General features: G+C 64.5%; 13 protein-coding genes. 3 read left to right on the top strand and 10 right to left on the bottom strand.

The features are described from left to right. Positions 1–7: 7 nt before the first annotated feature. Positions 8–463: a tripartite tricarboxylate transporter TctB family protein gene (locus ACSBPU_RS03015; protein ID WP_442595478.1), complete on the bottom strand. Its 456-nt coding sequence runs from the start codon at positions 461–463 to the stop codon at positions 8–10. Between the two features lie 243 nt (positions 464–706). Between ACSBPU_RS03015 and ACSBPU_RS03010 the strand changes: the two genes are divergently transcribed. Further along, complete coding sequence (locus tag ACSBPU_RS03010) at positions 707–1,405, top strand: response regulator transcription factor (protein ID WP_442595476.1); 699 nt, start codon at positions 707–709, stop codon at positions 1,403–1,405. Continuing rightward, positions 1,402–2,787 carry an ATP-binding protein gene (locus ACSBPU_RS03005; protein ID WP_442595474.1) on the top strand — a complete coding sequence of 462 codons (1,386 nt, stop codon included), beginning with the start codon at positions 1,402–1,404 and terminating at the stop codon, positions 2,785–2,787. Before ACSBPU_RS03010 ends, ACSBPU_RS03005 begins: the two co-directional genes overlap by 4 nt. Positions 2,788–2,927: 140 nt before the next feature. Here ACSBPU_RS03005 and ACSBPU_RS03000 read toward each other — a convergent pair whose 3' ends face one another. Genes ACSBPU_RS03000 through ACSBPU_RS02975 form a run of 6 tightly spaced genes read right to left on the bottom strand, consistent with a single transcriptional unit; the run spans position 2,928 to position 7,752 of the window. Continuing rightward, positions 2,928–3,902, bottom strand: a complete 975-nt coding sequence (locus tag ACSBPU_RS03000; RefSeq protein ID WP_442595472.1) for a Bug family tripartite tricarboxylate transporter substrate binding protein — start codon at positions 3,900–3,902, stop codon at positions 2,928–2,930. A gap of 28 nt (positions 3,903–3,930) precedes the next feature. Further along, complete coding sequence (locus ACSBPU_RS02995; protein ID WP_442595470.1) at positions 3,931–4,881, bottom strand: SMP-30/gluconolactonase/LRE family protein; 951 nt, start codon at positions 4,879–4,881, stop codon at positions 3,931–3,933. Further along, positions 4,865–5,665, bottom strand: coding sequence for an SDR family NAD(P)-dependent oxidoreductase (locus tag ACSBPU_RS02990; protein WP_442595468.1), 801 nt, complete (start codon positions 5,663–5,665; stop codon positions 4,865–4,867). The genes ACSBPU_RS02995 and ACSBPU_RS02990 overlap by 17 nt, the downstream gene beginning before the upstream one ends. Further along, positions 5,662–6,231, bottom strand: a complete 570-nt coding sequence (locus ACSBPU_RS02985) for a carboxymuconolactone decarboxylase family protein (RefSeq protein WP_442595466.1) — start codon at positions 6,229–6,231, stop codon at positions 5,662–5,664. Before ACSBPU_RS02985 ends, ACSBPU_RS02990 begins: the two co-directional genes overlap by 4 nt. 10 nt (positions 6,232–6,241) lie before the next feature. Next, complete coding sequence (locus tag ACSBPU_RS02980) at positions 6,242–6,829, bottom strand: hypothetical protein (protein ID WP_442595464.1); 588 nt, start codon at positions 6,827–6,829, stop codon at positions 6,242–6,244. Next, on the bottom strand, positions 6,826–7,752 hold the full coding sequence (locus ACSBPU_RS02975) for an amidohydrolase family protein (RefSeq protein WP_442595462.1): 927 nt from the start codon (positions 7,750–7,752) through the stop codon (positions 6,826–6,828). Before ACSBPU_RS02975 ends, ACSBPU_RS02980 begins: the two co-directional genes overlap by 4 nt. 83 nt (positions 7,753–7,835) lie before the next feature. On the opposite strand from ACSBPU_RS02975, the gene ACSBPU_RS02970 reads away from it, so the two are divergent. Beyond that, positions 7,836–8,735: a LysR family transcriptional regulator gene (locus tag ACSBPU_RS02970; protein WP_442595460.1), complete on the top strand. Its 900-nt coding sequence runs from the start codon at positions 7,836–7,838 to the stop codon at positions 8,733–8,735. 128 nt (positions 8,736–8,863) lie between these two features. On the opposite strand, the gene ACSBPU_RS02965 is transcribed toward ACSBPU_RS02970, so the two are convergent. The 3 genes from ACSBPU_RS02965 to mltA are packed head-to-tail and all read right to left on the bottom strand — an operon-like array spanning position 8,864 to position 12,157. Next, positions 8,864–9,685, bottom strand: coding sequence for a DsbC family protein (locus ACSBPU_RS02965; protein WP_442595458.1), 822 nt, complete (start codon positions 9,683–9,685; stop codon positions 8,864–8,866). A 13-nt stretch (positions 9,686–9,698) separates the two neighbouring features. Further along, complete coding sequence (locus tag ACSBPU_RS02960) at positions 9,699–10,871, bottom strand: FAD-dependent monooxygenase (protein WP_442595456.1); 1,173 nt, start codon at positions 10,869–10,871, stop codon at positions 9,699–9,701. Then, positions 10,868–12,157, bottom strand: a complete 1,290-nt coding sequence (mltA, locus tag ACSBPU_RS02955) for a murein transglycosylase A (RefSeq protein WP_442595454.1) — start codon at positions 12,155–12,157, stop codon at positions 10,868–10,870. The genes ACSBPU_RS02960 and mltA overlap by 4 nt, the downstream gene beginning before the upstream one ends. Between the last annotated feature and the right edge of the window lie 6 nt (positions 12,158–12,163).

Genomic DNA, 12,163 nt, shown 5'->3' with positions numbered 1-12,163 from the left:
CGGCTCCTCAGCTAAAACTCGGCCAGAGGGGGAAGATCAGTCCCAGCCCCCTGATGAACGCCAAATAGGAAAAAAACACAAGAAAGGCGGCGTTGGCCACCGCCACTTTCCAATTGAAATCATGGCCGGCCACGCTGCTCACGACCACCAGGATGAAGGTCGCCAGATACACGCCAAGCAGATTCAGCAAAGCGCCGAAAAGCATGACGGAACCGATGATGAGGGCTGTGACGCGCCAGTCGAACTTTTCGACTTCCGTTTCCTGGGCCTTGATCGACAGGGCGCCCAGCGCGACGCCCGCCCCCATCACGGCCAGGATCACGCCCAGCCAGAAGGGAAAGTAGCCTGGTCCCATGCGCGCCGCCGTGCCCATCTGGTATTTGGTCGCCTGCAAGGCAAAAAACAGCCCGATGCCGACGAACATCAGGCCCGACCAAAAGTCCTGCTTAGAGCGTATTCTCATCCTTTCCTCTTACCCCACTTTCTTTCTGAATCGGCACAGCGCCTCTTTCTTCATGAGCGCCGCGTGGCATGCATCACCGCGATGAAGCCAGGGGACGATAGTAGGTAAATAGAGGAACGCCGGGGATTACAGGGGCATTACCGTTTCGTAATCTTGCGCGCTTGACCATTCCGCGCCCGCATTGCATCCTTGATGCCCATCCACACACGAAAGAGGAGTGCCTGCCGTGCAGGCATACGAGCCATGTGGCGCTGCCTGATCATTGAAGACGACATCGACAACGCGCGATACATTGCGGCGGGGCTGAAGGAGCTCGGCCATTCCGTCACCACCTGCGCCGATGGCGCGGCCGGCCTGCAGCGTGCAACCGGCGAATACTGGGACGTCATCGTGCTCGACCGCATGCTGCCCAACGACGTGGACGGCCTGTCCATACTGGCCACGCTGCGCGGCCTGGGCAAGCAGACTCCGGTGCTGGTGCTGAGCGCCCTGACCGCGCTGGACGAACGCGTACGGGGCCTGAAAGCGGGCGGCGACGACTACCTCAGCAAACCTTTCGCCTTCCCCGAACTCGCCGCCCGTCTCGAAGCCCTGGTCCGCAGGGCCTCGTCCGACTACAACCTGCGGCAGTTGCAGGTCGCCGACCTGTCGCTCGATCTCGTCAGCCGGCGCGTGAGCCGCGCCGGCCAGAACATCTCGCTGCAGCCTCGCGAATTCAAGCTGCTGAGCTACATGATGATGAACTCCGGGCAGGTCCTGACCCGCACCATGCTGCTGGCCGCGGTATGGGACTACCATTTCGACCCGCAAACCAATGTGATCGACGTGCACATCAGCCGTCTGCGCCAGAAAGTCGACGGCCCCTTCGACCGCTCCCTCATCCATACGGTGCGCGGCACGGGCTATATGCTCGCGCAGGAAGAGCCGTCCGGCGCCGCATGAAGCATCGCCTGCGCAATACCCTGCACGCTGTCTGGAGCTCCGTCGCGTTCCGCCTGACGCTCAACTACAGCCTGTTTGCCCTGTCCACCTCGCTGGTCCTGCTGGTCATCGTGTATTACCAGACCACGGGCATACAAGCCTCGCAGTTCTCGCGGCAGGTGGCCATCACGGCGCAGCGCCTGGGCGCCCACTACAATCAGGGAGGAATCGAGGGGCTGGTACGTGAGATCGAGCTCGAGCTCGCCGACCAGGTCAATACCGACACCGAGATGTTCCTGCTGCTCGATCCGGGGGGCCGGGCGCTGGCGGGCAACATCGAGCCGGATCCGTCTTTGAATGCGCTGGGTCCCGACGGCACCGACCTGACCGTCCTTTTGCGCGGCCAGGCGGCCCACGGCTATGTGGTGGCGCACGACCTGCCGGACGGGTCCCGCCTGATCGTGGGCCACGATCTTCGCGACCTGCGCGAGATCACGCAGCTGATCAAGCACGCCAGTCTTGCCGCCGTGGGCGTAACGGCCCTGCTGGTGCTCCTGGGCGCCTTCCTGTTCCGGCGCGCGATGCAGCGCCGGGTCGAAGTCATTCGCCGCACTGCCGCCAAGGTCGGCGCGGGCCAGTTCAAGCAGCGCGTTCCCACCGGACAGAAGCCCGATGAGTTCGCGCTGCTGACCCACGACATCAACAACATGCTCGACCGCATCGAGCTCCTGATGCTGGGCGTGCGCAATGTCTCGGACGCCGTGGCTCACCAGCTTCGCACGCCGCTCACGCGCATGCTGGCACGCCTGCGCACCATCGATCTCGCGCGTGCCGAGCGTCGCGAGCTGGAAGCGAGCATCGCCTATCTGGTCACCGAGATCGAGGACCTGGCCAAGGTTTCCGAAAAACTGCTGCAGATATCCGAGCTGGAATCGGGCACGATGCGCAAAAAGTTCGAGCCATCCAGGCTGGATGTCATCGCCGCCGACGTCGTCGAGCTCTATGAAGCCCTGGCGGAAGAGAAAAAGGCGACACTGGTGGTCGCGCCGACGGCTCCGGTCACCGTCCATGGCGACCCGGACCTGCTCGCCGGGGCCATCGCATGCATGGTGGACAACGCGTTGAAGTACGCCGGCAGCCCGGCGCGAATAGAGGTTTCGGTCAAGCAGGCCGGCGATGAAACCGTCATCACGATCGCCGATAACGGTCCTGGCATATCGCCCGACAAGCATGCGCGCATCGGCGAGCGCTTCTATCGGCTGCGTCCGGATATACCGGGCTACGGCCTGGGGCTCACCACGGTCATGGCCATCGCAAGACTGCATGGCGCCCGCTTCGAGCTTGCCAATGCCAACCCCGGCCTGCGCGTCAGCCTGCGTTTCGGCCCGGGAGGCCAGAACTGAGGGGTCTGACCCCATGCGGGGTCAGACCCCCGGCGCAAGCTGGGGTGGGCGTGGGGTCAGACCCCATACGGGGTCTGACCCCGGTGCAAACGGGGGTGGATATGGGGTCAGACCCCGTACGGGGTCTGACCCCTACACATTTACTCGTTGACCGTGATCCCTTCCGTTTTGATGACGTCCGCCCATTTGCGGGTGTCTTCGTCGATGATGCGGGCGAACTCGTCCGGAGATGTCGGTGTGGCCTCGATGCCGGTGGACCCGACATAATTCTTCAGGGACTCGCTGGCCATCACCTCGCGCAGCGCCGTGTTCAGGGCATCCACCTTGTCGGCCGGCGTACCCTTGGGTGCGAACATGCCGTACCAGTTGTTGGCGTATACATTCCGATAACCCAGCTCATCGAAGGTTGGCACGTCGGGCAGAAGCGCGGAACGCTTGGGCGCGGCGATGGCGATCGTCAGGACACGCTTGTCCTTGATGAAGGGCATGAGCCCTGAAATGTCGCCGAAGAAACCGCCCACCTGCCCGCCTATGGTGTCGTTGATGGCGGGCGCGGCGCCGCGATAGGGCACATGCAGGATCTCTGCCTTGGTGGCGATCTTCAACAGCGAAATCGCCATGTGAGGCATGCTGCCGATGCCGGACGAGGCCAGGGTTGCATCACCGGGCTTGCTTGCCGCGTTGTCCAGGAACTGCTTCAGGTCCTTGATCTTGCCGTTGGCGGGGACGACCAGGACTTCCGGCGTCGACACCAGCATGGTGATGGGCTGCAAATCCTTCTTCGGGTTGTAGACCAGTTTGGGATACAGCGGCGGATTGATGGCGATGGCGCCCGCCGAGCTCAGGAAGAGCGTGTTGCCGTCGGGCGCCGCGCGTCCGACATAGCTGGCCGCGATGGCGCCATTGCCCCCCGGCTTGTTCTCCACGACGACCGGCACCTGGAGTTTCGCTTCCAGCTCCTTGGCCACGACACGTGCCAACGTATCGGCGGGCCCTCCCGCCGGGAATGCCACGACGACGGTCGTGGGCGTACTGGCCGCCGCGCCCGTGACGGTCAGTCCCAGAGCCAGCGCGAGAATCGACTTGATCACTACTGTATTTTTTAGAATGGACATTGATAACTCCTTCGTTCTTGAGCCCGTTTCAGCCACCCGCAGCACCCTGCGTATTGACATAAAGGGAATAAATGGACGTGCAAGACGCCATGAATAGCCGGTTCCGATGCTTGCCACCGAAACACAGGTTTGCGCAGCGCTCGGGCAAAGCGATCCTGCCTATCAGCTTTCCTTCCGGCGAAAAGACCCGCACGCCGTCCAGCTCCGGGGTGCCCATGCCCCAGCCACACCAAAGATTTCCTTCCACGTCGACACGGAATCCGTCCGGCGTGCCGTCTTGCGCGTCGAACAGCACGCGCCGGCCGGACAGCGTTCTGCCGTCCGGCTCGACATCGAATACCAGCAGGTTGCGAGGCCGCGCGCGAGACTCCACCACGTAGAGCCTGCGCTCATCCGGCGAGAACGCCAGGCCGTTGGGCCCCTGCACATCCGCCGCCATCACCTCGAGCTCGCCGCTTTCCGGGTCCAGGCGATACACATTGGCTGGCAGCTCCTGCTCCGCCTTCTCGCCTTGGTAGAAGCCCACGATGCCGAAGGGCGGATCGGTGAACCAGATCGATCCGTCCGACTTCACGACCACGTCGTTGGGCGAGTTCAGGCGCTTGCCCTGATAGCGCTCCGCCAGCACGGTGACGCGTCCGTCGTGCTCGGTGCGCGTCACGCGCCGCCCCAGGTGTTCGCAAGTGACCAGCCGGCCCTGCCGGTCTCGGGTATTGCCGTTCGCATGGTTCGAGGCATGGCGATACACATGGGTTTCGCCCGAGATTTCGTCCCATCTCATGAGGCGGTCGTTGGGGACGTCGCTCCATAGCAGGTAGCGCCCGTCGCCCACCCATACCGGCCCCTCGGCCCAGCGCGATCCGCCGGCGATGCGCTCGACAGCCGCCAGAGGCAGCACGAGCTTGTGGAAGCTCTCGTCCAGCGCAATGACGGCGGGATCGGGATAACGACCGCTCATGGTTTCAGCCGCAGCGCGCACTCATGCCTCCGTCCACGATGAGTTCCGTCCCGGTGATGAAGCGAGCCTCGTCCGACGCCAGGAACAGCACGGCGTTGGCCGTATCGATGCCGTCGCCCATGAAGGGCAGCGGGATGCGGGCCTGTCTTTCCGCCAGCAGTTGCTCGACGTCGCCCCCGGCTCGCTGCCCGGCCAGGCGGGTCTCGACCATGGGCGTATGCATCTGCCCGGGAATGACGGTGTTGCAGCGGATGTTCCTGGCTGCGTATTCGATGGCCACCACCCGGGACAGCTGTATGACGCCCGCCTTGGCGCTGGCGTAGCCCACTTGCGCGGAGCCGGTCCAGCGTATGCCCGACGTGGACGAGATGTTCACGATGGCCCCGCTACCCCGCTCGGCCATCAGCGGCAATACATGCCGGCAACCCAGGTATACGCTCTTGAGGTTGTAGTCGATCTGACGATCCCATCCCGCTTCGTCGAGCTGCACCGGCCCGCCTTTCATAGACCCGCCCACGTTATTGACGAGAATATCGACCGTGCCGAACGCCTCGACGCAGGCCAGCACCATGTCCCGCACGGAATCGCTGGAGGTCACGTCGGCCTTCCAGGTGGCGATCTGGCCTCCGGCACCCTTGACGCGCTCGACGGTCTCCACCATGGCCTGTTCGTTCAGGTCCACGGCGAATACCCGGGCGCCCTCCTGTGCAAAACGATAGGCGATCGCCCGGCCGTTGCCCCAGCCGGAACCGACACTGCCTGCACCCGTGACGATCGCCACCTTATCCTGCAGGCGCCCTTTCATTCCGCCTCCCGATGCTGCGGTTCGAATTGCAGCGCCGCGTCTTCAGGCGCCGGTATCCGGAAAACATTGAGCGTCATCGAGATCAGCGTGTAATAGCCGCAAACACCGACCAGGTCCACCACCCTGTCCCTGCCCAGCAGGGCGACCGCCCGGTCGTACACCGCGTCGGGGACCTCGCGGCTCTTGAGCAGGGTGGTCGCGAATTCGTACACCATCGCCTGCTCCTCGTCCGGAAGCTCGGGCGGCGTGCCGCGGCGTATGGCTTCGACCGCCGCTTCCGGAACACCCGCTTTCACCGCGATGGGCGCATGGGCCCACCATTCGAAATCCGATCGCCACCATGCGGCAATCGTCAGAATCGCCAGCTCGGACAGCGCCGGATGGAGACTGGAGTCGTAGCGGCAATACTGGCCCAGGGCCTGCGCATGCTCGGCCAGCCCGGGACGGTGCAGCCATACCGCCAGCGGCCCGCGCACCCGGCCACGCGGGCCGGCCATGATGGCGTCGTACACGCGGCGTTGATGGTCATCCATCAGCAATGGATCGGGAGGAAGCAGTCTTGGCATGTGGGTTTCCTTATGCATCGGCGCGTTTGAACATGATGCGCCGCGTATTGGTGAAGTTCGGCCGGACGCGAGAGCTCCATTCCGTGGCACGCACCGCCAGCCACGGCTCGGAGCCGAACGTCTCGCGGCTCGCCAGATCGTAGGCGGCGTGATAGCGGGGCGACGCGTCAGCCGCCACATAGCGTCGCGCACGCACCGTCCCGGGTACGGCGGCCAGGCCGGGCAGATGCTCGGTGTCGTACCACCGGTTGAAATCCTCTGCTGCGTCGGGCAACACGTCTGTTTCGACCACGTAATGCCAAGGGGCTGCTTGCCCCGCCGAGGCGCCGGGCACATCCAGCGTGGCTTCGAGCGTCAGCAGACTCGCTTGCGGAAACAAGGCGCCCAATTGGCCGGCCATGAGGCGCCTGACCGTTTCAAGCGACGGCCGGCCCGAATCGATGGCGAGCTCCAGGTAGGCATAGGTTTCCACCGCTTCGACGGCATGCATCACATCGAGCGTATAGGCTCCCGGTTCCGGCACGGCCAGGCGCAGCACCTCTTCGATCCGGCTTCTGCCTACCGTCACCTCCGGCAGCTTCATCAGCAGAACATTCATGGCTCGCTCCTCGAAGCATGGTCGCCGGCAAGATCCGCAAAGCCGTACAGGATTTGGGGGTTGCGTACGAGTATCCGTTGCCGCAGGTCCGGTTCCGGACACAGGTCTGTAAAGACGTCCACCAGCTCGCCATCGTCGGGCATGTCGCCCCGCACGTTCGGGTGAGGCCAGTCGCTGCCCCACAACAGTTGGTCGGCCATGGTTTCGATCAGCGCGCGCACCAGCGGGCGGCCATCGTCGTAGGGACGCTTGCCGGTGGAGGAAATCCGGTCTATGCCCGACACCTTCACCCATGCGCGCGGATGCCCGGCCAGTGCCAGCACATCCCGGAACGCGGCGCCATGGATACCGTCGGCGGCCGCCACCCTGCCCATGTGGTCCAGCACGAAAGGCAGGCCCAGTTCTTTCAGCAAGGGAATCAAGCCGGGGAGCGACTGGTTGTCGCTATGTATGCAGAAATGCCAGCCCAGCGGCTCCACCAGCCGGGCGATCCGTTCGATATTCGTCCATGGCGTGTTCTGAAGATGCGCCACGAAATTGAAGCGCACGCCCCGTACGCCCGCCGCATCCAGCGCCCGGACCTCATCGGGCTGCGCGTCGGCGGCGAGCAGTCCCACCGCCCGATATTGACCCGCCCCTTTTTTCAAGGCATCCAGCACCGCCGACATGTCGAATCCATGGCAGCCCGGCTGGACGATCACGCCCCGGTCTATGCCGAGCTTCTCATGCAGGGCGCGCAAGTCTTCGAAAGAGGCGTCGTCAGGCGTGTATGGGCGCTCCGCCACGAAGGGAAAGCGGTGCGCCGGTCCGAAGATGTGGACATGCGCATCGCAGGCGCCTGCAGGCAAGCGGCGGGCTGGCCGGCGCACCTGGCTCAGCGGCATGGGAGGCGGACAGCTCGCCGTGGTGTTGTGTTGGTTCATGTGGGCATGATGGCCCGGGCCCGCCGGCGGAACAAGATCGCTTCGCTGACTTCAGATATAGAATTTTCGTATATCATGAAGACATGAATCTAAAGCAGATCCATTACTTCATCGTTGTGTGCGAACAGCGCAGCTTCTCGCGCGCCGTCGACGTCCTGGACGTTGCCCAACCTTCGATCAGCCGCCAGGTCCAGTTGCTCGAAGCGGAACTGCAACAGCATCTGTTGCGGCGCACCGGCCGCGGCGTCGAACCGACCGAAGCCGGACTGCGCTTTCTGAACCATGCCAAGGCGCTCCATGCCCTGGCTGTCCATGCCAAACAGGACCTGCTGGATTTCCGCTCGACCGTGCAGGGGCGCGTGAAGCTCGGGCTGCCGCCGCGCATCGCGCGCCGGCTGACGCCGCATATCGTCAAGCAGTTCCGGTTGCTGTTTCCGAATTCGTCGATCACCATCGCGGAAAGACTCAGCACGGAAATGCGCGAATGGCTCATCAAGGATCGCGTCGACCTCGCCCTGCTCTACGAGCCGCCCCCCTCGGTGCTCATGACCTGCGAAACCATCTATCGGGAAGAACTGGTGCTGGCCTATACCCGCGACTGCCGGCCGGCCCCGCCCGCGCAAGTGAAAGTGGCCGAGCTGGCACGCTATCCCCTGGTGCTGCCCAGCGCACCCAACACCATACGGGCGCTGGTGGACAGCACCTGCCGGGACCTGAATGTGGAACTGAATGTCGTGGCGGAAGTGGACGTCGTGCACTCCATCGTGGAGACCACGGCCCAGGGCAATGTGTTCACCATCATTCCGCGTTCGGCCATCAAGGATTCACTGGGCCATGAAGAGCTCAGCTATTCGCGCATCGTGGAGCCGGTGATACGCAACAACCTGACGCTGGCCCTGCCGTTGAACGGCGGCAACCAACGCCTGGCCACCGCCACCGCCGACATCATCCGGGGATTGGACTTCGCGCGGTATATGCAGTGAGGTGGGGTCAGACCCCGTACGGGGTCTGACCCCAGCGCAACAGGGACATGGGGTCAGACCCAACGGGTCTGACCCCGGAGGAATCGGGCATGGGGTCAGACCTATTGGGTCTGACCCCTTAAGCGCTTCTACAGCGCGTCCAGCTTCTTCTTCAGCGCATCGAGCGGAAGCGCGCCGTTGACGCGGCTGCCGTCGGCGAAGATGATGGCGGGCGTACCCTGCACCATCAGCTTGCGGCCCAGGGCGAGCACGGTGTCGACCGGTGTATCGCATTGCGCCTCGGGCGGAGTCTTGCCATCGATCATCCATGCCCGCCAGGTAGCCGCCTGGTCCTTGGCGCACCAGATGTTCCGTGCCTTGGTCGACGAATCGGGCGACAGGATGGGGAAAAGAAAGGTATAGACCGTGGTGTTGTCGATGTCTTTCAGGGTTTGGTGCAGGCGCTTGCAGTAGCCGCAGTTCGGGTCCTCGAAGACCGCCATCTGGCGCGACCCATCGCCCTTGACCTGCTTGACCGCAAGTTCGAGCGGCAGATCGGTGAACGCCACGCGCGTCAATTCGTCGACGCGCTCGGCCGTCAAGTCGCGCCGCGACTTGGCGTCGATCAGGGCACCCTGAAGAATGTAGTCGACCTGGGCATCCGTATAGACGAAGTCCATGCCGATGCGGATTTCGAACAGGCCCGGAAACTTGGTGCGTTCCACCGAAGAGACCTCGATGCCGGGGAAACGCTCGTGAAACGCCGCGCGCACGCTGTCGGGCGTGGCCTTGTCGCGCGTCGAGAGCACGGCGGCGGGCGCAGCGTTGTCGCTGTCTTTCGTGGACACCGCCTGCGCCGGAGCGGCCGCGGCGGCGCCGGACGTGGAGGTGACACTCTGGGCCATTGCCGACCCGCCAACCCACGACAGCCCGACCCAGGCCGCCACCGCCAAACAATGCTTCAAATGCATAAGATCTCCTGTGTCAGCGCCCCGCGGCGCCACCTATCAAAAACCGTTTTGCCATGGGCAGGCGGTCTACGCACGCCATGCCCAGGTTACGCGCCCATACGGCGGGCGCCGACCGGGCCGCGAACAAGCCATGCAGCCCATCCGTCGCCAGCCTCATGGCAAGCACGGGTTCGGCGCGGGCGCGCCGATAGCGGGACAGCACCCGCAAGTCTCCCGCCTTGCGGTAGGCTTCCTTTTCGGCCAGCACCTGCAGCAGGGCTTGAACGTCGCCCAGGCCCAGGTTGAGGCCCTGCCCCGCCAATGGATGCACCCGGTGCGCGGCATCGCCAACCAGCGCCACGCCCGGCGCCACCATGCCGCTGTGTTCCAGGAACAGCGGGAAGCCGAACATCGGGCTGCGTACCTTCAGTTGGCCCAGGCGGCCTCCTGTAGCGGCCGCCAGGTCGGCTTCCAGTCTTTGCCTTCGGGCCGCCTCCGGCAAGTCCAGAAGCGCTTGCGCCGCCGCGGCGGACATGGACCAGACCATGGATACCTGATGCCCCTCCGACGTGTCGGGCATGGGCAGCAAAGCCAGTATGCCGTCCCCGGTAAACCACTGCACGGCGATATTCTGATGCGGTAGCTGGGCCGTCAGGTGCACGACCACACCGGTGTCGCCGTAGGGTCGGGAATGATGCGCGATGCCCGCGGCGCGGCGCAGCGCTGAACGCGCCCCGTCGGCACCGACCAGCAGATCCGCGCTCAGCACCGCGCCTTCATCGGTGTGGACGCGTCCGGCCTCGAGCCGGTCGAACTTATGTGCATGCCACGGAATGCCGAACACGCGCAGCGCTTGCTGCAGCGCTTTTTCCATCTCGCTGGACTCGACGATCCAGGCCAGGGCGGGCTCGGCCGCCTGCCACGCATGCAAGGTCACCGCGCCGCTGGCGTCGCCATAGACCTCCATGGTGTCGATGCGCGTGATGCGGCGTTCGTCCATCATGTCCCAGACACCCAGGCGCGTCAAAAACGCCTGGCTTGAGCCCGATATGGCGTATACGCGCGGACAGTAGAGGTCTCCGGACGGCGCTTCCTGCATGCTGCGCGGCCCCAGCAGCGCGGTATCGAAACCGGCGCGAGCCAGCCCCAGCGCCGTGGCCAGGCCGGCAATGCCGGTACCGCAGACCAAAATGGATTCTTTCTTCATCGCGCCGAGGGAGCTCCCGCCTGTTTGGGCCACAAGACCCACATCTCGCCGCGCTGCTTCATGCGGCCGGCCATGGCGCCGGCCTCGTCGCCAAAGCCCCAGTAGAAGTCGGTGCGCGCCGCCCCTTTGATCGCCGCGCCCGTATCCTGCGCGAAGACCAGCCGCGCCAAAGGTTGGCTGCTAGCCGGATAGGTGGTGGACAAGTAAAGCGGCGCGCCCAGCGGGACGAAAGTCGTATCGACGGCGACCGCGCGCTGGCCGATCAGCGGGATGCCGTAAGCGCCCCGAGGACCGAGTTCCGGGTCGCGGATCGCTTCTTCGCTGAAAAACACCATGGCCGGATTGGCGTTCAGCATTTCCTGGACACGTGCCGGATTATTCTTGGCCCAGCTCTTTATGTTCTGCATGGACGCCTGCGCCAGTGTGATTTCCCCCTTCTGCGCCAGCCACTGCCCGATGGACTGGTAAGGCCTGCCATTATGGTCGGCATAGGCCAGACGAATGGTGCCGCCGTCCGGCAACTGAGCCCGTCCGGACCCCTGTATCTGCAGGAAGAAGGCTTCGACCGGATCGTCGACCCAGACGATGACCGGTGGCTGTCTGTCGGGCGCGGCTGCGATCTCGGCCCGCGTATCGTAGGGGACCACCCGTTTCCCCGCCAGCTTGCCCCTGACCCGCTTGCCTGCGAGCTCCGGGTACACCGTTCCGAGGTCTATGGTGAGCAGATCATCGGGCGCGGAGTACAGCGGCCACTGGTAAGCGCCCTCGCGCTTGCGCGACGCCCTTACCAGTGGCTCGTAGTAGCCGGTCACGGTATTCTGGGCCGGCTTGCCCGCCGCATCCAACAAACGCCAGGGTTGCAGATGCTGCTCGAGAAAGCGGCGCACCGTTTCGCCGGCCGCATCGGCCGACAGGCCGGACTGCTGCGCCGCCGCGCACACCGGCTGCCAGGCGCGCGGCGTGGCGCGCGCCTGCATGGCGAGCGAACCCGACACCGGCCGCATCAATCCCTTGCAATTGTTGATGAAGGCCTTCCAGACATGGTCCAGGTCATCGCCGCGCCAGCCGGGCAGCGCGGTCCAGGACGCTTGCTGGAATTTCCCGGAGAGCCCGCGCGGCGGTGTGTCGCGCATCGATTCCAGCGTGGGGACGGTCAAGGGCTGTTCAGCAATATTGGGCGCGGCAGCACCCGGTTCTCCGGCGCCCGGCACCCCGGTATCCGTGGGTACTGTGCTGCATGCTGCAAGGATGGCGAGCAAACCGCTTGAAAACAGAATTCTTTTCATAAACTC

The sequence above is a fragment of the Parapusillimonas sp. JC17 genome, assembly GCF_052180245.1.
Classification (GTDB): Bacteria; Pseudomonadota; Gammaproteobacteria; order Burkholderiales; family Burkholderiaceae_B; genus Parapusillimonas.
The sequence above is the reverse complement of the archived record's forward strand: the minus strand, read 5'-3'. Positions and strand labels throughout refer to the sequence as shown.